Below are 18,225 nucleotides of genomic sequence, written 5' to 3' on the forward strand. Positions count from 1 at the left end.
TCACGCGACGGCGTCGACGGCTGCCTCTCCACTGCGGACGATCACCAGGAACGTGTCCGTCGCAAGGTCCATGACGACCTCCGCCGGCAGTCCTTCAAGACGCCTCGCCTGCGCGAACTCCTCCGCCGGCCACGATCCTCGCGGCCCGCCAGCGGGAAAGCGTTCGAGCACTGTTCGCCCGTTCACCACCCTGCACCTCCAGAAAGCGTGTGCTCACCCGTAGGAGCACTTGTAGGAGTTAACGCCTTCCGGGGGCCGAAAGCCTCGGTGAGTTGCCGGACTGAGACGTAGTTGACACGCCTTCAGCGCGAAGCGTGAAAGTTCGATTACTCAACGGTCACTTCGGTCGCTCTATGTGTCAGTCCTCGTACTCATCGTGATACCGAATGCGCACGCTGCCGGCGGGCGCCCCCAGAGCGGACGCGCGCCCCTTGGGTTCCTCCCACTCCTCCTGGCGGCCCAGCGCGGTGAGATCGAGGAAGCTGGTGGTCGAACCGAGTCCGTCGAGACCGCGCTCATAGGTCGAGTAGGTGTGGAAGACCCGGTCGCGGTCGCGCAGGAAGCAGCTGATGCCGGGCCGCTCCGTCCACTCCCCCTCGTGTTCCAGGGTGACCTCGAAGTCGCGGTTGAAGTCGTCGCCGTACGACGAGTACCAGGGCACGGTCCATCCCATCCGTGCCTTGAACGGCAGGATCTTCGTGTACGGCGCTCTCGACACGGCCGCGAAGGTCGTCCCCCGTGCCTTCAGATGCGCCAGGTGCCCGATCTGGTCCAGGAAGGCGGAGCAGCTGCGGCAGCCCGCGTCCCACTCCGGCGCGAACATGAAGTGGTAGACGACGAGCTGGCCGCGCCCCTCGAAGAGGTCGAGGAGGCCGGCCTTGCCGTCGCCGCCCTCGAAGACGTACTTCTCCTCGATCTCGACCATGGGCAGTCTGCGCCGCTCGGCGTTGAGGGCGTCCCGCGCACGCGTGGCCGCCTTCTCCCTGACCAGCAGCTCCTCGCGCGCCGCGCGCCACTCGTCCCGCGAGACGATCTCCGGAAGCGCCATGGGGTCCCTCCTGTGCGACGGTCCGTTCGGGGTGGTGACCGTGGGGAGGGGCGGAACTCATCGCTGTCGCGAGAAGATTCCGGGACGGGTTTTCCGGTCGACTCAGTACGACACCTGGAGCGCGAGCAGGCCGCGGGCGCGCAGGGAGTTGCGCCACCTCGGGGTGGGCTCGGCGAGCGCGAGGTCCGGGAACCGTTCCAGCAGCGCGGCCAGGGCGATCTCGGTCTCGGCACGGGCCAGCGGGGCGCCGAGGCAGTAGTGGATGCCGTGGCCGAGAGCGAGGTGACCGGAGGCGTCGCGGGCGAGGTCGAGGCGGTCGGGGTCGGGAAAGCGGTCGGGGTCGCGGTTGGCGGCGGACGGGGAGACCCAGACGGTCTCGCCCGCGGGGACGGTGACCCCGCCGATGGTGATGTCCTCGACGGGAAAGCGGCGGATGGCCAGCAGGGCAGGGCCCTCGTAGCGGAGGAACTCCTCGGTGGCCGCGGGCAGCAGGTCCGGGTCCTTGCGCAGGGCGGCGAGCTGGTCGGGGTGCTGGAACAGTGCGAGCACCGCGTTCCCGATCAGCTGCACGGTGTTCTCGTACCCGGCGAAGAGGATGAGGAAGGCCAGCGACATCAGCTCGTCCTCGGTGAGCCGGTCGCCCTCGTCGCGGACGGCGATCAGGTCGGAGAGCAGGTCGTCGGCGGGGGCACGGCGCTTGTCGGCGAGCAGCCGGGTGAAGAAGCCCAGCATCGCGACGACGGCTTCCTTGGCGGCGTTCGGCCCCGCCGTGGGGTCGGGTGCGACGAGGGTGTCGGTCCACACCCGGAAGTCGAGCCGGTGCTCGTCGGGGATGCCGAGCAGGTCGCAGATGACCGTGATCGGGAGGGGCGCGGCGTAGGAGGCGATGAGGTCGGTGGTGCCGTGGTCGCCGAGCGCGTCGAGGAGCCCGTCGGCGGTGCGCCGGATCGGCTCACGCAGCCGCTCGATCCGGCGCGGTGTGAAGGCCCGGCCCACCAGCCGTCGGATCCTGCTGTGATCGGGCGGATCCATGTTGAGCAGGTTGGCGTCGAGCGCCGGTGGCAGCGAGAACCCCTTGTAGGTCCCCGCCGTGGCATGCGTCTTGTCCAGCGACAACCGAGGATCCGCGAGCGCCGCCCGCACGTCCTCGTACCGCGTGACGATCCAGGCGGGCGTCCCGTCGGGGCCGGGGATCCGATGCACCGGCGCGGTGTCGCGCAGACGCCGGTACACGTCGTAGGGGTGGTCGAGGAGGCCGTCGGCGGGATCCATGGACGTCAGCCTAGCGGCGCCGAGATCACGGACTGCCGGACTCGCTGTCCCCGCGGGCGAGTTGATCAGGTGTCGTAGTCCTGGATCCGCCTGCCGTGGCTCCGGTCGAGGAGCGCGGGCAGGCGCTTGCTCAACTCCCCTGCCACTGAGGGGACATCGATGGTCAGCAGCTCGCGGTCGCGCATCAGGACGCGGCCGTCGACGATCGTGGTGCGGACGTCGGAGGAGCGTGCGCTGTGGACGAGGGTCGCGGCGAGGTCGTGCACGGGCTGGGTGTGCGGGCCGGTGAGGTCGACCAGGATGATGTCGGCACGGCGGCCCGGCGCGATGCTGCCGACCTCGTCACCGAGTCCGACCGCACGGGCGCTCTGCAGGCTTGCGTGGTGCAGTGCCTGACGGGACGTCAGCCAGCGGGGGTCGCCGGTGGTGGACTTCTGGATCAGCGCGGTGAGCGCCATCGACTCCCATACGTCCAGGGAGTTGTTGGAGGCCGCGCCGTCCGTGGCGAGTCCGACGGGGATGCCGAGTTCGTGCAGGGCGCGGACGGGCGTGGTGGTGGGCCAGGCGAACTTGAGGTAGCCGCGCGGGGCGGTCGCGACGGCCGTACGGCCTTCGGCACTCGCGAGGAGGGGCAGGTCGCGGTCGAGGATGCCGCTGCCGTGCGCGATCAGGACGTCCGTGTCGAGGATCCCGGTGCGCCGCAGCACCTCGATGGGCGTGACACCGTGCCGGGCGAGGCTGGTCTCGGCCTGGTCGCGGTTCTCGGAGGCGTGGAGGTGGACGGACAGGCCGTGCTCCCGGGCGAGCGAGGCGGTCGCGGCGAGGTCGGCCTCGTCCACGGTGTAGGGCGCGTGCGGGGCGAGGGCCGTGGTGATGCGGCCTCCGGCGCCGCCGCGGTGCCGTAGCGCGAACTCCAGGGATTTCTCCCGCCCTTGGGGTCCCTGCGAGGAGAAGTAGGCCTGCCCGAGGTACGCCCGGATCCCGCACTCCTCGACGACCGCGGCGACGGCGTCCATCGAGAAGTAGTGGTCGGCGAAGCAGGTGACACCGCCCCGGATCATCTCGGCGCAGGCCAGCCGCGCCCCCAACTCCACGTCTCTCTCGGTGAGGTTGGACTCGATCGGCCAGACGACGTCGTTGAACCACTCCTCGGTCGGCAGGTCCTCCGCGACGCCGCGCAGGGCGACCATGGGCGCGTGGGTGTGGCAGTTGACGAGCCCGGGAAGGGCGATCTGCCCCCGCGCGTCGATGCGCTCCGCGGCGGGCAGTTCCTCGGCCCGCGCGCTGCTGGTCACCGACTCGACGACACCGTCCCGTACGACGATCGCGGCGTCCCGCGCGAACCCGACCCGCTCTTGATCGTCGTGCGTGAGCACCGTGCACCGAGAGATGATGAGACCTGCGGGAGAAGGCGTCATACAGGCACCGTACGACGCGGTCGTGCCCTCGCAGTGCGTGAACCGCGCATCCCGTCGCCGCTCTGTCGCGGCGGCCCGGGCACGGGCACGCTGGCCTGACCACCGCCCGTCGTACGCCTTCCGGAAGGGGTCCGGCATGCTCGTCGGCACCTGGAACCTAGAGAATCTGATGCTGCCGCGCAGCGGCGACGGCGCTCCGAGGACCGAGGCCGAGTACGAGGCGAAAGTGGAGGCCCTCGCCTCCGTGATCACCGCGCTCGACCCGGCGCTGCTGGGAGTGCAGGAGGTCAAACAGGAGGAGACGCTCGCCGACCTGGCCAAGGCCACGGGCGGGCAGTGGCACATCGCGCTCTCCCGGCACGCCGACCGCAGGGGCATCCGGGTCGGCTTCCTCAGCCGCACCCCGCTGCGGATACGGCGGGACACCCATGTGTTCGCGGACCTGCTGCGGCCCGTGCAGGGTGACGACGGCACCGAGCCGGACGCGCACGACCGGGAGACCAGCCGCGGCTTCCTCGCGGTGGAGACCGACACCGCGGACGGGGTGCTCCAGGTGGCCGTCGCCCATCTCAAGTCGAAGCTGCTGTCGTATCCGGCGGCCGAGGGCAAGAGCCGCTTCCAGCCGCACGACGAGGCCGAACGGGCCCGCTTCGGCGCCTACGCCCTCTACCGGCGCGCGGCCGAGGCGGCGACCCTGCGCGCCCTCGCGGACTTCCTGCTCGAAGGCGCCGGAACGGAACGGGACGTCATCGTCCTCGGCGACATGAACGACGTGGTGAACGCCGCCACCACCCAGATCCTGCTCGGCCCGCCCGGCTCCGAGCTCGACAAGCCGCGCGCGTTCCACAAGTCCGACCTGGGCGATCCGTTCCGGCTGTGGGACATCGCCCCGCGCATACCCGAGGAACGCCGCTTCTCCCGGGTCAGCTTCGGACGGGCGGAACTGATCGACCACGTCCTGGTGAGTCACCGTCTGGCCCGCCGCATCGCGGAGGCGGGGACGGGCCTGCCGGAGCAGCGGGACGACGCCCTCGAACTGCCGTCGGTGGAGGAGGACCCGAGGAAACGGGTGGGGACGCCCGGCTCGGACCACGCACCGGTGTGGGTCCGGGTCTGACTCCTAACCGGCCAGGGGGACTTCGGGCAGCCGGACCCCCACGCGCCGGTGGCCCTCGTCGAGTCGGTGGAGTTCGTCGAGGAGTTCGGTGAGCCGCCGAACCTGTTCGGGGGCGAGCCGGCCGGAGTCGTCCAGGTGCACGGCGCACGCGGTGGTCGTGTCGACGATCCCTTCGAGCACGGCGACGATCTCGTCCGAGCCCTCCGAGTGCCGGGCGAGCGGCGGGAGTTCGGCGGCGGCGAGGGCGATGGCGGTACGGGCCTCGGCGAGCGCGCGGTAGGCCTCCCGACGGAGGGTCCAGCGCACGGCCCGCGTGTCGCCGGTGTTCTCGGTGTCGTCGGTGTCCTCGGTGCGGACACGCCGCACGGCCTGCCGCAAGGCCGGCCACGAACTGTCCCGCAGACCGGACCCCTCGGCCTCCCGCAGGACATGCGTGAGGTACGCCTGCGCCGCCTCGCCCGCCGCTGTCAGCCGGGATCGGACTCCCCCGCCCCGCTGTCCCGGCATCGGCAGATGACCCACGATCAGCACGATGGCGCAGGCGAGCAGGGTCTCGGTGATCCGGCTGGCGGAGGCCTGCGGCTCGCCGCCCACCATGACGAGCGCCAGGACCAGCACCGTGACGACGGCGGTCTGCGCGGCGAAGTGCCGGGTGGCAACCGGGATGAGCGCCCCGCCGACGGCGACGAGCGCGATGAGCCCTTCGGGCCGCGGCAGCACCAGCGCGAACCCGGCGAAGACCAGCGCGCCCAGGACGGTCCCGGCGGCCCGGCACAGCACCCGGGAGGCGAGCGGTCCGAGGTCGGGCTTGACGAGGAAGACGGCGGTGGCGGGCAGCCAGTACCAGTGCGCGTGCTCCCCGTACCAGTGGGAGTGGTGCAGCGCCTGTGCCACGGCGGCACTGGCCCCGAAGCAGAGGGCGACCCGCAGCCCGTACTCCCGCCCACCGGCCCCGAAGACGGCCCGCAGCAGGTCCCGGACGGTGCGTCGGCGCGTGTGCAGGTCCCCACCCCGGCCCCGGTCGAACGCCTCGGCGGCCCGCAGCAACGCGTCGTCGAGCGCCCGCAGCGCGGGCCCCGACCGGTTGGGCGCGGGCAGCGGTCCGGTGTGCGTGTTCCCCCGTACGGCGGCGGCGAGCCGCCGGGGTCCCGCGGAGGCCCGCCCGGGCACCGCTTCCTCCGCCCAGGCGAGCGCGGTGGCGGCCTCGGCGAGGGGCAGCGCGGCGGCGTACTGCGCGTGCAGCCGCCGCTCGGCGGCCGAGCTGGCGTACCGCCGCAGCCGGGGCCCGGTGAGCGCGTCCTGCGCGTGGTCGAGAGCGGCGGTGAGCGCGACGCGCCGCGAGGTGGCGTTCTCCCCGCCCACGGCGTCGAGGAGGGCGGCGACGGCGTCGTACACCTCGGCGACGGCCTCCCGCTCGCCGTCGAACCGGAAGTCCCCGGCGAGGGAGCCGGGGGTGGGCAGGGCGAGGCGCAGCGCGAGCAGCCAGCAGGCTCCGCCGAGGTAGGCGGCGGCCCGCAGCCAGCCTTCCAACGGCAGGGGCATCCCGGCCCCGATGGCGGAGCCGACGAGCAACTGCGTTCCGGCTCCGGAGGCGACGGGACCGACGGCGCTGATGCCGCCGGCGACCAGCCCGACGAGGGTGAGGAGAAGGGTGAGGGTCACGGCCCCCGCGTACTGCCCCGCGTACGTCCCGACCGCCATCCCGGCCGCCCCCGCGAGCGCGGGCGCCCCGATCCTCCGCACCGAGACCCGTCGGCTCCCGGGCCGGTCGTTGATCCCGGCCAGCATGGCGGCGATGGCGGCGACGACACCGAGCGAGGTGCGGTCGGCGAGCACTCCGGCCAGCAGCAGGGGCCCGGCGGACAGCGCCCCGCGCACCACGGCACTCCAGGGAATCGGCCCGCGCTGGGCACGAAGGGCGTGGGCGAGCCAGGGCGGTAGGTGCATCCGTACGGCGGGGCGGGACACGGGGCTCCTGTCGTCGGGGGAGGCGGGGGTGTGCCTTCGGGCGACGGTGGCCGGGCGTTGGGCTGTGGTCTCCACGGTAGATCGCGTTCCTGGAGGGTCCGGGACGCTCGTGTTACCCGCGTGTGACGATGCATGCAAAAGCCACGTTCTTTATGAACGCAACCCGGGAGAACGAGAGGACGACGGAATCCGTACGGCTGCTCAGCCCGCCGCGTCGAACAGTTCCCGTACCTCCGTCACCGCGCGGACGGCCGCCGCGGGTGACGCCGTCAGGGACTCGACGATCCGGTCGACCTCCCGCAGCCCGGCCCGTTCCAGCAGCCGCTTCTCGTTCGTCACCCACTCTCCCCGGGCCGCCAGCACGGAGTGGCCCATCTGGACGGCGGCCGTGGCGAGGGCGCCCGCGGTCTCGGTGAGGCGGCCGGCCGGGGCATGGTTGGCCTCGGCGTAGGCGAGGGTGAGGTGGGCGGTGTCGCGCCAGCGGGTGGCGGCCGAGGTGCGGAGTTTCGGCGGGTAGGCGTCGGGGCGCGGGAGGTCGCCCCGCAGGACCTGGTTGATCGCGAGTTCGGCCACGATCAGGTAGGTGGGGATGCCCGCGAGGTGGAAGAGCAGGGGCTCGACCCGGAAGCGGCCCTCCCGCGCCTCCGCCAGCTCCCGCTCCACCGCGTCGAGGTCCCGGTAGTGGACGTCGACCCGCCGCCCGTCGATCGTCAGCCACGCGCCGCCGTTGAACACCCCGCCGCCCCAGCCGCCGAGCTCGGACACCTCGCCCTCCCAGCCGACGGCGCGCAGGGCGGCCGGGTCGAACGTGCCCCGGTAGTAGACCGCCAGGTCCCAGTCGCTGTCCGGTCGCGCGGTCCCCTGGGCACGCGAGCCACCGAGGGCCACGGCCCGGACGGCGGGCAGGGCGGCGAGGCGGTCGGTGGTGATCTCGAGGAAGTCCGCGTCACAGTGCGTGGGAGACATGGGCGCAGCCTACGAAGGCCCGTTGTCAGTGGCACGCGTTATCAATGAAGTCGTCACTCAGTGTTACGGCGACGGGGGAACAGGCGATGACGACGTACGAGAAGGACCAGCACCCGCGAGCGCATCGCACACACCTCTCCGCTGCCGGTCTGCGGGCCCGCGGCTGGACCGCCGGGATGGTCCGCCGACTGCTCGGCGAGCCCGATCTGCGGCGGGCCAACCCGTTCTTCCGCACGGCCCCGCCGACCCGTCTCTACAGCGTCGAGCGGGTCGAAGCAGCCGAGCGGAGTGAGGAGTTCAGGGCGGTCTCGGCGGTGGCCGTCCGGCGGTCCGGCGCGGTCCGGGAGGCGGTGCTGCGCAGACGGCGGGAGATCCTCGCGCGGATCGCGGCGGAACCGATCGACGTGCCCGTGCTCGCTCCGGAGGAACTGACGGCCCTCGCCGTCGAGCACCGCGAACACCTGGGCGGATCAACGGAGTTCCCGCTCGAGCACTGGAAGGTCGACTATCTCTGCCATCGGCCGGCCCGCTACGACGACATCCTCGACGAGTTGTCCGGCGGCACCGGACGCGCGGCCGCGGAGCAGCTGCTGCGGCGAAGGATCCTCGCGTCCGTCTCCCAGGCGTACCCGGACCTTGCACAGGAGTGCGCACACCTCGCACACCGGTCGGGCCCGGAAATTGAGATGCGGCCCCGTCCCTCCGCCCCCGATGATCGAAAGGTTGCCCGCCGTTCGCCCCAGGAGCCCACGTGATCCAGCGCGTCACCGCCCCGGCCCTCTTCCCGCCGCCGACCTACTCCCACGCCTCCGTCGTCGAGGCCGGCACGAAGCTCGCGTTCCTCGCCGGGTCCGTTCCGCTGGACGCCGAGGGGAACCTCGTCGGTGCGGGGGATCCGGCGCGGCAGGCCGAGCAGGTGATCGCGAATCTGAAGGAGCAGCTGCTCGCCGTCGGCAGCGACTTGGAGCATGTGCTGGCGACCGACGTGCATGTCGTGAGCAGCGAGCCCGCGGTGCTGTCCGCCGTGTGGGAGGTCGTCGAGGCGTCCGGGCTGAGCGCCGGGCCGCACTCGTCGACGCTGATCGGCGTCGCCTGTCTCGGCTACACGGGCCAGTTGGTGGAGATCACGGCGACGGCCGTGGTCCCTCAGGAGGCGGGGCGGTGAGCGGGGTCGTCATCCGCCGGGCCACCGCCGCCGACGCCTCCGCCGCGGCCGACGTGTATCTGCGTTCCTTCACCGCCGCGTTGCCGACGGTGACGCGGCCCCGGTCCGACGACGAGGTGCGCGCCCACATCCGGGACATCGTGGTGCCGTTGCGGGAGACGTGGGTGGCTGTGGCGGAGGAACAGGTCGTGGGCCTCATGGTCCTCGCCGACGATCTGCTGTCCCAGCTGTATCTCGACCCCGACTGGCGGGGGCGCGGCATCGGCGACCGGTTCGTCGCGCTCGCCAAGGAACGCAGTCCCCAGGGGCTGAGCCTGTGGACCTTCCAGGTCAACAAGCCGGCCCACCGCTTCTACGAGCGCCACGGCTTCGTCGAGGCCGAACGCACCGACGGCAGCGGCAACGAGGAGCGGGAACCGGACGTGCGGTACGTCTGGCGACCCTGAGGGCGACCGACCCGAGCACGACCGGCGTGACGGCGACCTCAACCGACCCGAGCACGACCGGCGTGACGGCGCGACCCCACCCGACCCGAGCACGACCGGCGTGACGGCGCGACCCCACCCGACCCGAGCACGACCGGCCGAAACCTGATCAGCCCAGTGGCGGCCCCGCACCCATCACCGAGCCGAGCACCATCAGCCGAGCCCGATCAGCCCGACCGCAATCCCCACTCCCATCACACGACCCCGAGCCCGATCAGCCCACCGTGATCAGCCCGGCGGCGCTCCCCACACCCGCCTCTTCGGCACCGGCTTCGCGTACCCGCCCGCCCGGCTGGTCGTGAGCCCCAGTCCCACCAGGGACTCCGCGAGCTTCACCGCCGCCCCCACCCCGTCGACGACGGGAAGCCCGAGCTTCTCCCCCACCGTCCGCTGCAGCCCGGTCATCCCGGCGCAGCCCAGCACCAACACCTCGGCGCCCGCCTCCCGCACCCGCTCGGCGGCGGCCAGGAACGCGGCCTCCGTGCGGTCCGCGTCGCCGAGGTCGAGAACGCCGAGCCCGGTCCCGATGACGGCGGCGCAGTTGCGCCCCACCCCCGCCAGCTCCAGGCTGTCCTCGATCTGCCCGCAGGAGCGCTCCAGCGTGGTGACGACCCCGTAGCGCCGACCGAGCAGACAGGCCAGATGGGCGGCGGCCTCGGTGATGTCGACGACCGGTACGTCCACCAACTCCCGGACGCCCTCCCGGCCGTGCTCACCGAAGCCGGCCATGACGACGGCGTCGTAGGAAGGCCCCTCGTACGTGCGCAGCAGGTCGATGACCGCCGCCGCGGAGAGGTAGCTGTCGAGCCAGCCCTCGGCGGACTCCGGGCCCCACGCGGGGGTGAGTCCGAGCACGGTGGTGCCCGGGCCTGCCGCGGCCCGGGCACCTCGTACGATCTCCTCGGTCATCTCCTGCGTGGTGTTGCAGTTGGTGACGACGATCCGCACGTTTCTCAGACCTCCACGGGCTCTTCGACGGGGGCGGTCCGCTCGCTGCGGCACAGCAGCGCGTACAGGCCGGCTGCGAGGGCCGTACCGATGAACCAGGAGTACGGGGCCACGTCGCTGAACGTCTTCACCAGGGCGAGGACCCCGGCGACGGCGGCCGCGGGCAGGAACGCCCACAGGGCCTTGGGGTTGACGCCCTTGCGGTAGTAGTAGCGGGAGCCGGGCTCGGCCTTGAACAGCTCGTCGACGTCCACGCGGCCCTTCTTGACCCAGTAGTAGTCGAGCATGATCACGCCGAACAGCGGGCCCAGGAAGGCGCCGAGGCCGCCGAGGAAGTAGTTGACGACCGTGGGGTTGGAGAAGAGGTTCCACGGGGTCACGACGAGCGCGGCGACCGTGCTGATCATGCCGCCGACCCTGAAGGTGATCTTCTGCGGCCAGACGTTGGCGAGGTCGTACGCCGGTGAGACGAAGTTGGCGACGATGTTGACGCCCATGGTGGCGATGGCGAAGGTGAGCGCGCCCAGCACCATCACCCAGGTGTTGCCGACCTTGGCGACGAGCTCGGCCGGGTCGGTGATGGCCTCGCCCCAGACCTCCAGCGAGCCCGCGGTCACGATCACGGAGACGACCACGAAGGCCGTGGAGTTGATCGGCAGACCCCAGAAGTTGCCGCGGCGGACGGTCTTGTAGTCCGGAGCGAAGCGGGAGAAGTCGCAGAAGTTGAGCATGAGGGTGCCGTAGGTGGCGAGGATCAGGCCGATCGCGCCGAACCACTGCCGCCACTGCTCACCGACCGAGACCGGGTGCGGGGTGGTGGTGAGCGAGATGCTCCAGCCGGCCTTGGCCAGCACCCAGACCGCCAGCGCGATCATGACGAGCCAGATCGCCGGGCCGCAGAAGTCCTGGAACTTGCGGACCGACTCCATGCCCTGGCTGATGATCAGCGCCTGGATCAGCCACAGGGAGAGGAAGGAGACCCAGCCGAGCGCGTCGAGGCCCAGGAAGGAGCTGTGCGTCCAGGACTCGAGGCCCGGCCAGGCGGCCAGCAGCATCACGTTGACCGCGACGGAGGCGAGGTAGGTCTGGATGCCGTACCACATGATGGCGATCACGGCCCGGATGAGAGCCGGGATGTTGGCGCCCCACACACCGAAGCTGATGCGGCTGACCACGGGGAACGGCACGCCGTGGCGCTGGCCGATCTTCCCCATCCAGTTCATGCCGATGTAGATGAGCACGAAGCCGACGAGCAGGGAGGTGAAGACCTGCCACACGTTCATGCCGAGGACCAGCAGACCGGCCGCGAAGGTGTAGTTGCCGAGGTTGTGGACGTCGGACATCCACATGGCGAAGAGGTCGAAGACCTTCCAGTTCCGCTTGCCCGCGGGCGCGAGGTCTTCGTTGGTGAGCCGGGGATCGGGGACGAACGCTGGTGTGCCGGTGACTTCGGCACGGTCGGCGAGGGACACAGGGCCTCCAAGGACGGGGACAGGAGGAGGGTGGCGGCCGCCTGGCATCCGGTTTTGGTATACCAAACTGCCGACATGGTCCCGCCGTCAAGAGTTCCGACCGATGTCGCGTTCGTTAAGGCTCCGTAAAACACCTCCGGCGTCCGCGACGGCTCCGGCGTCGGAGAAGATGGCTCCATGAGCTCCACGACGAACACCGAGCCCCTCGGCGCCGTCCGCGAACGCGTCCTGGCCACCCTGCGGCAGGAGATCATCGCGGGCGGACTGCGCCCCGGCGACCGGCTGGTCGAGCGGGAGCTCGCCGACCGCTTCGGGGTCTCCCGGGTGCCGGTCCGCGAGGCGATCCGCGCGCTGGTCGCCGAGGGCTTCGTCCACTTCGAGACCCCTCGCCGCACGGTCGTACGGCGACTGACCCCCAACGACGTCAAGGAACTCTTCGAACTGCGCGAGGCGTTGGAGGTGTACGCCGCAGGGCTCGCCGCGGCCCGGGCGACCCCGGAGGATCTCGCCGAGGTGGAGCGGCTCCTCGACCTCGCGGCCACCGCGACCGCGGCGGGCGACGCGGAGACCATCACGGACGTCAACAGCCGTCTGCACGACAGCATCGTGGCGATGGCCCGCAACAGCCTGCTGGTCGAGGCCCTGGAACCGGTTGCGGGGCGGCTGCGCTGGATGACCCGGCGCAACGAGGAGTGGCCCCAGCTCCTCGTCGAACACCGGGACCTGTACGAGGCGATCGCCTCGGGCGACCCGGAGCGGGCCCGGGCGCACGCCCTGGCCCATGTGCGGACCAACTACGAGTCGACGGTACGGCAGTTGTTCGGGGACACGGGCGAGCCGGTCTAGCGGGTCCAGCCGCGCGCGTACCGGTCCGTCGCCTCCACCAGCGCCTCGACCGTGCCGGGGGCCCCGGGGCTGTGCCCCGCCTCGTCGATCACCGTCAACTCGCTGCCCGGCCAGGCGTGATGGAGCCGCCAGACGGTGCCGAGGAGGTTCCCGAAGTCGAGGCTGCCCTGCACGAGGGTGCCGGGGATGTCCTTCAACAGGGGCGCGTCGCGCAGGACGGCGCCGTCCTCGTCGAGGAAGTGACCGTTGCCCCAGTAGTGGGTGACGGTACGGGCGAAGCCCATCCGGAACACCGGGTCCTCGAAACGCTCGACCGATCTGGGCGGGGCGGGAATGGTCGCCGTCTCCCAGTCGGTCCAGGCCCGCGCCGCCCGCTCACGGACCGCCGCGTCGGGCGACTCCAGCAAGCGGTTGTAGGCGGCGGCGAGGTTCCCGTCCCGCTCGGCGAGGGGCAGCTCGCCGACGAACCGCTCGAAAGCCTCGGGGAAGATCTTCCCCACTCCCCTGGTCAGCAGTGCGACCTCGGCATCGGACCCGGTCGCGACGCCCGTCAGCACGAGCTCCGTCACGGCCTGCGGATGCGTCTGCGCGTACCGCAACCCCAGCACCGACCCGAACGACAGACCCCACACCAGCCACCGCTCGATCCCCAGATGCCGCCGCAGCAACTCCAGGTCCGCGATGAGACGCGGGGTCGTGTTGACGCTCATGTCGGTGTCGTACGCGCTCGCGTGCGGCCTCGACCGCCCGGCACCGCGCTGGTCCAGCAGCACGATCCGGTACGCGGCGGGGTCGAACAGCCGGCGCGCCCACGGCGTGCACCCTGACCCCGGACCGCCGTGCAGCACCACCGCCGGCTTGCCGTCCGGGTTCCCGCAGGTCTCCCAGTACACGAGGTTGCCGTCGCCGACGTCGAGCATGCCGTGGTCGTGGGGTTCGATCTCCGGGTAGAGAGGCATCCGGCGACCCTAACCGTCGTACGACGGCCTCGTCGTCCCGTTTTCGCCGGTACGGCCCCGCAGTCCCGCCGCCTCGGCCGCCGTGCGCAGCACGTCCCGCAGCATCTCGGGCGTGAGCTTGCCGGTGAAGGTGTTGCGCTGACTGACGTGGAAGCAGCCGAAGAGTTCGAGGCCGTCGAGCGGGACGCGCGTCCCGTGGCCGAAGGCGGGCCTCGGCCGGGGCACGCTCCAGCCCGCCTCGGCGAACGCGGGCAGCGCGGCCTGCCAGCCGAAGGCCCCGAGCACGACCACGGACCGCAGCGTCGGCCGCAGCAGGTTCAGCTCCTGGACCAGCCAGGGCCGGCAGGTGTCACGCTCCCCGGGGGTCGGCTTGTTGGCGGGCGGGGCGCAGTGCACGGGCGAGGTGATCCGCACGCCGTGCAGCTCCAGTCCGTCGTCCGCGGTCACGGCGGTCGGCTGCGAGGCCAGCCCGACGTCGTACAGCGCCTGGTACAGCACGTCCCCGGAACGGTCACCGGTGAACATCCGCCCGGTGCGGTTCCCGCCGTGCGCGGCCGGCGCGAGCCCGACGATCAGCATCCGCGCGTCCGGCGGCCCGAACCCTGGCACCGGCCGGCCCCAGTAGGTCCAGTCGGCGAACGCGGCCCGCTTGGTCCGGGCCACCTCCTCCCGCCAGTCGACCAACCGCGGGCAGGCACGACAGCCCGAGATCCGGCGGTCGAGATCGGCCAGGGCATCCACGGCTCCACGGTACGGCCGGACCGCCGGGACGCCGACGGCCAGGGCCGGGCGGCCGGACCGCGCTGCCCGGCACCCCCCGGAAAACCACCTGGGACCCGCGCTCCCGCGTACTAAGGTCGGACCATGGCTGTGGAACGTACGGACGACAACGAGACCGGTGGAACGGGCCGGGCCGGAACGGCGGCCGAGGGGCCCGGCGCGGAGGTCGCCGGTCCCGGTCTCGCGGTTCCCGAGGCACCGGACCCGAAGATCGCCGCCGCCGTCGCCGCCGCGGAGGCCGCCGGGCCGCAGAACGGCGAGAGCGTGCGGATCGACAGCTGGATCTGGTCCGTACGGCTGGTCAAGACCCGTTCCGCGGGAGCCACCGCCTGCCGGGGCGGACACGTGCATGTGAACGGCGAGCGGGTGAAGCCCGCCCACTCGCTGCGCGTCGGCGACGAGGTGCGCGTCCGCCAGGAGGGCCGGGAGCGGATCGTCATCGTCAGGCGTCTGATCCGCAAACGGGTCGGCGCCCCCGTGGCCGCCCAGTGCTACGTCGACAACTCGCCGCCGCCCCCGCCCCGCGTGGCCGTCGCACCCGCCGGCATCCGCGACCGCGGCACCGGCCGCCCGACCAAGCGCGACCGCCGCGAACTGGAACGTCTGCGCGGCCTCGCGGAAGGCGGTCGCCGCACCCGCTTCGCCGGGCCGGGCGGGACCGGCACCCCCGGGCACGGCGAGGCAGGCCGGCCGGACCACCGGGACTGACCGCCGTGAGGCCGGCGCCCTCCCCTAAGGGCGAGGGCGCCGGCCTCACGGCGGTGACCGCGGCCGCTCCCGTCATGCCCGTCGTCGCACCAGTCGCAGCAGGTCCGCGTTGTGCCGGCGCCGGGCCCAGGCGATCAGGGCGAGGGGGACGATCAGGATGAGCGGAGTCGCCGCGTTCTCCCCGTCGAAGTACGTGAGCTGGACGACGAACGCGCCGACCATCAGCCCGCTCAGCGCCATGGCCGCCACCGACTGCAGCACCGGGATCAGCAGGGCGATCCCTCCGGCCAGTTCGAGCACGCCGATGGTGTACATCCCCGCGCTCCCCCAGCCCATCCTGTCGAAGCCCTCGGCGGCCGAGGGGTGCGCGATCAGCTTGGGCAGCGCGCTCGCGATCACGTAGAAGAGGGCGAGCACGACCTGCAGGGCGCGCAGGGCGATCCGGGCGCGGCGGCCGCGGGAGGTCGAGGACTCGGCGATGACGGGGGCGGCGGTGGAAGCGGCGGTACGGGTGACGGGGACGGTGGTCTCGGACATCGGGATCTCCTGGGGAAGCGGTCCGTGTTGCTGTCAGGGAGGTAGACCGGCCCCCGCACCCGAACTCATCGCCGCCGCACGACCGTTCTCTCACCGACCGCTCCGGGCCGTATGACGAGCCGCCCACGTCCGGGCAGCCGGCGAACCGGCCCGCCCGCGCCAGGGGGCGAGCCCGTCACGCCCGCGCTACCAGGCGAACCAGCCGCGCCCGATGTACCAGTGGCCACCGGCCCGCAGGTGATCGCCCACGGCCCGCTCCAGCGCCGTCCGCCGCGGCAGGCTCTCCACCGGCAGCTCCGGGTCCCCGAACACGAACTGCACCGGCTCGGTGTCCTCCGGTCCCGCGTCCGCGGGGGCGAGCCGGAAACGCTCCTGGAACCGGACGATGTTGGAGTCCGCGGGCAGGTACTCCTTCAACTGCGGGTCCAGCAGCCAGGAATGGCACAGCGCGGCCGGATACGGCTCCTCCGGGAAGTGCCGGGCGAAGAACTCGGCGGCCAGGGCGAGCGAACGATCGCAGGCTTCAGGGGAGAGCGGTCCGAGGAAGTCGGGGATGTGCAGGCTCAGACAGGGCGTGCCGAGGGGGATGTCCAGCCCCGCCGCCGAGAACGCCCTGCTGTTCCACGGCCCGTACCGGGTCCGCTCGAACTGGAGCCGCCCCAGCTGGTACAGCTCGCCCCGCGAGTGCCGGGTCAGCCAGCGCGGTGACGCCACGCCCGCCCTGCCGTACCGCCTGCGGTGCACGGCCATGTTCCGCCCGAGGTCGGCGAGGGTGCGCCGGGACACCTCGGCCGGGATGCCGCGCTCGCGGTGGTACGCGCGCGTGTGCGGCAGCGCGGCCACGAACACGTAGACGGGGAAGCAGCGTTGGAGGGCGCCGGCCGGCCAGTCGAGCTCGGGCAGGACGACCGGGTCGTCGGCCCTGCCGATGTCCCGGACGAGTTCGTCGACGGAGTGTTCCAGGAAGCGCCGCAGCTCCGGGTCGTCCATGACCCGTCGGCCCATCCGTACGAGTTCGCTCACGTCCTCGTGCGGTACAGCGAGTTCCACCAGCACCTCGGCCAGTTCGTCGGCGTCCGGAAGCACGCGGTGACCTCCCTCTTCGGCCCTTTGGTCAACGTCCGTTCCGAAGAGTACGTTGCAAGGAAGGAGTGGTGATCCGGATGCGTACAGGCAGTGAGCCGACGACGGCGCGCAGTGCGCTGCGGGCCCGGTTCTGGCTGAGCGTGTGGGGTCTGGTCTGGGCGATCTTCGGTACGGCCGCGTTCGCGCTGGCGGGCCGTCCCGGCTGGGCCATCGCCTGCGGAGTGCTCTGGCTGGTGATCACCGTCGACACGACGATGATCCTCAGGCACATCCGTCAGGGCCCGCACTACCAGCCGGGCCCCGACATCCCGCCGTACCGGCCGCCGGAGAACGGCCGCCGCTGACCGCCGCGGGAAGCCGGCACGCAGTTCAGGACTCGGAGTCGAACCGCGCCGCCTTCAGGAACTCCGGGTTCGGGTCCAGGGCGGCCGCCAGCCGGAAGTGCCGCCTGGCCTGGTCGGACCGTCCCTGTCGCTCATAGGTGCGGGCGAGCGCGAAGTGCGCGAAGGCGTTGTCCGGCTCGCGTTCCAGGACGATGGTGAACTCCAGCTCCGCGGGCCGCAGTTGCGCGGCGGCGAAGAAGGCCCGCGCGCGCAGCAGCCGGGCGGCGGTGTTCTCCGGGTGGGCGGCGATGACGGAGTCGAGCAGCTTCACCGCGCCCCGAGGGTCCCGCGCGGTGAGCAACTGCTCGGCCGCGCGGAAGTCGATGACATGCGTCTCCGGAGTACGTCCGGTCGATCCGCTGATCTCGGGCACGGCTCAGTCCTTCCCTCACTGGAAGGGTTCAACGCCCGGACCGGGGGACGCTATTCCTGTGACTGCCGGGACGCGCGCGCCCGTCGTACGAGATCGCCCCATACCTCCCGCACGCGTCGGTGCAGTTCATCGAGGGGTACGTCGTTGTCGATGACGACGTCCGCGATCTCCAGGCGCTTCTCGCGGGTCGCCTGGGCGGCCATGCGCGCGCGTGCGTCCTGCTCGGTCATGCCGCGCAGCCTGACGAGCCGGTCGAGCTGGGTCTCGGGGCTCGCGTCGACGACGACCACGAGGTCGTAGAGCGGGGCGAGGGCGTTCTCGGCGAGGAGCGGGACGTCGTGGACGACGACGGCGTCCTCGGCGGCGGCTGATTCGAGCTCGCGGGACCGGGCGCCCACCAGGGGATGCACGATCGAGTTCAGCACGGCGAGCCGGTCCGGGTCGGCGAAGACGATGGAGCCCAGCCGGGGACGGTCGAGACTGCCGTCCTCGGCCAGCACCTCCTCGCCGAACGCCTGCACGACCGCGTCGAGGCCGGGGGTGCCCGGCGCGACGACCTCGCGCGCGATGCGGTCGGCGTCGATCAGGACGGCGCCGTGCTCCACGAGGAGCCTCGACACCTCGCTCTTGCCGGCGCCGATACCGCCGGTCAGGCCCACCTTCAGCATGAGCGGAAGCCTAGACGGTGCTCGCC

The 18,225-nt window shown here is 72.1% G+C and carries 21 protein-coding genes; 7 read left to right on the forward strand and 14 right to left on the reverse strand.

What is annotated here, in order from left to right; genetic code table 11:
• From IOD14_RS44575 to IOD14_RS33095, 4 genes are all read right to left on the reverse strand, one after another.
• Complete coding sequence (locus tag IOD14_RS44575; protein ID WP_079162746.1) at positions 1 to 186, reverse strand: hypothetical protein; 186 nt, start codon at positions 184 to 186, stop codon at positions 1 to 3.
• A 172-nt stretch (positions 187 to 358) separates the two neighbouring features.
• A complete protein-coding gene (locus IOD14_RS33085) occupies positions 359 to 1,048 on the reverse strand; it encodes a DUF899 domain-containing protein (protein WP_212672268.1) in 690 nt (229 codons plus the stop codon).
• Positions 1,049 to 1,150: 102 nt separating this feature from the next.
• A complete protein-coding gene (locus tag IOD14_RS33090) occupies positions 1,151 to 2,320 on the reverse strand; it encodes a cytochrome P450 (protein WP_212672269.1) in 1,170 nt (389 codons plus the stop codon).
• Positions 2,321 to 2,385: 65 nt separating this feature from the next.
• Positions 2,386 to 3,738, reverse strand: coding sequence for an amidohydrolase (locus IOD14_RS33095; RefSeq protein ID WP_212672270.1), 1,353 nt, complete (start codon positions 3,736 to 3,738; stop codon positions 2,386 to 2,388).
• Between the two features lie 136 nt (positions 3,739 to 3,874).
• Between IOD14_RS33095 and IOD14_RS33100 the strand changes: the two genes are divergently transcribed.
• Positions 3,875 to 4,855 (forward strand): endonuclease/exonuclease/phosphatase family protein, encoded by a 981-nt coding sequence (locus tag IOD14_RS33100; protein ID WP_123988488.1) that lies wholly within the window; start codon positions 3,875 to 3,877, stop codon positions 4,853 to 4,855.
• Positions 4,856 to 4,858: 3 nt separating this feature from the next.
• Here IOD14_RS33100 and IOD14_RS33105 read toward each other — a convergent pair whose 3' ends face one another.
• Both IOD14_RS33105 and IOD14_RS33110 read right to left on the reverse strand, forming a co-directional pair.
• Entirely contained in the window at positions 4,859 to 6,802 is a 1,944-nt protein-coding gene (locus IOD14_RS33105) for an FUSC family protein (RefSeq protein ID WP_212673444.1), read from the reverse strand.
• 222 nt (positions 6,803 to 7,024) lie between these two features.
• Entirely contained in the window at positions 7,025 to 7,789 is a 765-nt protein-coding gene (locus IOD14_RS33110) for a nucleotidyltransferase domain-containing protein (protein ID WP_212672271.1), read from the reverse strand.
• Between the two features lie 86 nt (positions 7,790 to 7,875).
• Here IOD14_RS33110 and IOD14_RS33115 point away from each other — a divergent pair, with 86 nt between their 5' ends.
• Genes IOD14_RS33115 through IOD14_RS33125 form a run of 3 tightly spaced genes read left to right on the forward strand, consistent with a single transcriptional unit; the run spans position 7,876 to position 9,400 of the window.
• On the forward strand, positions 7,876 to 8,544 hold the full coding sequence (locus IOD14_RS33115) for a hypothetical protein (RefSeq protein ID WP_212672272.1): 669 nt from the start codon (positions 7,876 to 7,878) through the stop codon (positions 8,542 to 8,544).
• Entirely contained in the window at positions 8,541 to 8,954 is a 414-nt protein-coding gene (locus tag IOD14_RS33120) for a RidA family protein (RefSeq protein WP_212672273.1), read from the forward strand. Before IOD14_RS33115 ends, IOD14_RS33120 begins: the two co-directional genes overlap by 4 nt.
• Positions 8,951 to 9,400: a GNAT family N-acetyltransferase gene (locus tag IOD14_RS33125; RefSeq protein ID WP_212672274.1), complete on the forward strand. Its 450-nt coding sequence runs from the start codon at positions 8,951 to 8,953 to the stop codon at positions 9,398 to 9,400. The genes IOD14_RS33120 and IOD14_RS33125 overlap by 4 nt, the downstream gene beginning before the upstream one ends.
• 267 nt (positions 9,401 to 9,667) lie before the next feature.
• On the opposite strand, the gene IOD14_RS33130 is transcribed toward IOD14_RS33125, so the two are convergent.
• Positions 9,668 to 10,387: an aspartate/glutamate racemase family protein gene (locus tag IOD14_RS33130; RefSeq protein ID WP_123988492.1), complete on the reverse strand. Its 720-nt coding sequence runs from the start codon at positions 10,385 to 10,387 to the stop codon at positions 9,668 to 9,670.
• 5 nt (positions 10,388 to 10,392) lie between these two features.
• Entirely contained in the window at positions 10,393 to 11,859 is a 1,467-nt protein-coding gene (locus tag IOD14_RS33135; RefSeq protein WP_123988493.1) for an NCS1 family nucleobase:cation symporter-1, read from the reverse strand.
• 177 nt (positions 11,860 to 12,036) lie between these two features.
• On the opposite strand from IOD14_RS33135, the gene IOD14_RS33140 reads away from it, so the two are divergent.
• A complete protein-coding gene (locus IOD14_RS33140) occupies positions 12,037 to 12,705 on the forward strand; it encodes a GntR family transcriptional regulator (RefSeq protein WP_123988494.1) in 669 nt (222 codons plus the stop codon).
• On the opposite strand, the gene pip is transcribed toward IOD14_RS33140, so the two are convergent.
• On the reverse strand, positions 12,702 to 13,664 hold the full coding sequence (gene pip, locus IOD14_RS33145; protein ID WP_123988495.1) for a prolyl aminopeptidase: 963 nt from the start codon (positions 13,662 to 13,664) through the stop codon (positions 12,702 to 12,704). The two genes, IOD14_RS33140 and pip, sit on opposite strands and share 4 nt — an antisense overlap.
• A gap of 9 nt (positions 13,665 to 13,673) precedes the next feature.
• Positions 13,674 to 14,405, reverse strand: a complete 732-nt coding sequence (locus IOD14_RS33150) for a uracil-DNA glycosylase (RefSeq protein WP_212672275.1) — start codon at positions 14,403 to 14,405, stop codon at positions 13,674 to 13,676.
• Between the two features lie 123 nt (positions 14,406 to 14,528).
• On the opposite strand from IOD14_RS33150, the gene IOD14_RS33155 reads away from it, so the two are divergent.
• Positions 14,529 to 15,152, forward strand: a complete 624-nt coding sequence (locus IOD14_RS33155; RefSeq protein WP_123988497.1) for an RNA-binding S4 domain-containing protein — start codon at positions 14,529 to 14,531, stop codon at positions 15,150 to 15,152.
• 72 nt (positions 15,153 to 15,224) lie between these two features.
• On the opposite strand, the gene IOD14_RS33160 is transcribed toward IOD14_RS33155, so the two are convergent.
• Both IOD14_RS33160 and IOD14_RS33165 read right to left on the reverse strand, forming a co-directional pair.
• Complete coding sequence (locus tag IOD14_RS33160; RefSeq protein ID WP_212672276.1) at positions 15,225 to 15,689, reverse strand: DoxX family protein; 465 nt, start codon at positions 15,687 to 15,689, stop codon at positions 15,225 to 15,227.
• A gap of 186 nt (positions 15,690 to 15,875) precedes the next feature.
• Positions 15,876 to 16,775, reverse strand: coding sequence for an acyltransferase domain-containing protein (locus IOD14_RS33165; protein WP_212672277.1), 900 nt, complete (start codon positions 16,773 to 16,775; stop codon positions 15,876 to 15,878).
• Positions 16,776 to 16,852: 77 nt separating this feature from the next.
• Between IOD14_RS33165 and IOD14_RS33170 the strand changes: the two genes are divergently transcribed.
• Positions 16,853 to 17,119: a DUF6343 family protein gene (locus IOD14_RS33170; protein ID WP_174269093.1), complete on the forward strand. Its 267-nt coding sequence runs from the start codon at positions 16,853 to 16,855 to the stop codon at positions 17,117 to 17,119.
• A gap of 25 nt (positions 17,120 to 17,144) precedes the next feature.
• Here the strand turns inward: IOD14_RS33170 and IOD14_RS33175 are convergent, their stop codons facing one another.
• Complete coding sequence (locus tag IOD14_RS33175; RefSeq protein ID WP_123988501.1) at positions 17,145 to 17,531, reverse strand: tetratricopeptide repeat protein; 387 nt, start codon at positions 17,529 to 17,531, stop codon at positions 17,145 to 17,147.
• Between the two features lie 50 nt (positions 17,532 to 17,581).
• Positions 17,582 to 18,199 (reverse strand): dephospho-CoA kinase, encoded by a 618-nt coding sequence (gene coaE, locus IOD14_RS33180; protein WP_123988502.1) that lies wholly within the window; start codon positions 18,197 to 18,199, stop codon positions 17,582 to 17,584.
• Positions 18,200 to 18,225: the final 26 nt, after the last annotated feature.

Origin of the sequence: Streptomyces sp. A2-16 (assembly GCF_018128905.1) — a bacterium.
GTDB lineage: Bacteria > Actinomycetota > Actinomycetes > Streptomycetales > Streptomycetaceae > Streptomyces.

Excerpts from the sequence above, each read along its gene's own strand:
- IOD14_RS33085 (WP_212672268.1), bottom strand. The coding sequence starts at position 1,048 with ATGGCGCTTCCGGAGATCGTCTCGCGGGACGAGTGGCGCGCGGCGCGC.
- IOD14_RS33090 (WP_212672269.1), bottom strand. The coding sequence starts at position 2,320 with ATGGATCCCGCCGACGGCCTCCTCGACCACCCCTACGACGTGTACCGG.
- IOD14_RS33095 (WP_212672270.1), bottom strand. The coding sequence starts at position 3,738 with ATGACGCCTTCTCCCGCAGGTCTCATCATCTCTCGGTGCACGGTGCTC.
- IOD14_RS33100 (WP_123988488.1), top strand. The coding sequence starts at position 3,875 with ATGCTCGTCGGCACCTGGAACCTAGAGAATCTGATGCTGCCGCGCAGC.
- IOD14_RS33105 (WP_212673444.1), bottom strand. The coding sequence starts at position 6,802 with ATGCACCTACCGCCCTGGCTCGCCCACGCCCTTCGTGCCCAGCGCGGG.
- IOD14_RS33110 (WP_212672271.1), bottom strand. The coding sequence starts at position 7,789 with ATGTCTCCCACGCACTGTGACGCGGACTTCCTCGAGATCACCACCGAC.
- IOD14_RS33115 (WP_212672272.1), top strand. The coding sequence starts at position 7,876 with ATGACGACGTACGAGAAGGACCAGCACCCGCGAGCGCATCGCACACAC.
- IOD14_RS33140 (WP_123988494.1), top strand. The coding sequence starts at position 12,037 with ATGAGCTCCACGACGAACACCGAGCCCCTCGGCGCCGTCCGCGAACGC.
- pip (WP_123988495.1), bottom strand. The coding sequence starts at position 13,664 with ATGCCTCTCTACCCGGAGATCGAACCCCACGACCACGGCATGCTCGAC.
- IOD14_RS33155 (WP_123988497.1), top strand. The coding sequence starts at position 14,529 with ATGGCTGTGGAACGTACGGACGACAACGAGACCGGTGGAACGGGCCGG.
- IOD14_RS33160 (WP_212672276.1), bottom strand. The coding sequence starts at position 15,689 with ATGTCCGAGACCACCGTCCCCGTCACCCGTACCGCCGCTTCCACCGCC.
- IOD14_RS33170 (WP_174269093.1), top strand. The coding sequence starts at position 16,853 with ATGCGTACAGGCAGTGAGCCGACGACGGCGCGCAGTGCGCTGCGGGCC.
- coaE (WP_123988502.1), bottom strand. The coding sequence starts at position 18,199 with ATGCTGAAGGTGGGCCTGACCGGCGGTATCGGCGCCGGCAAGAGCGAG.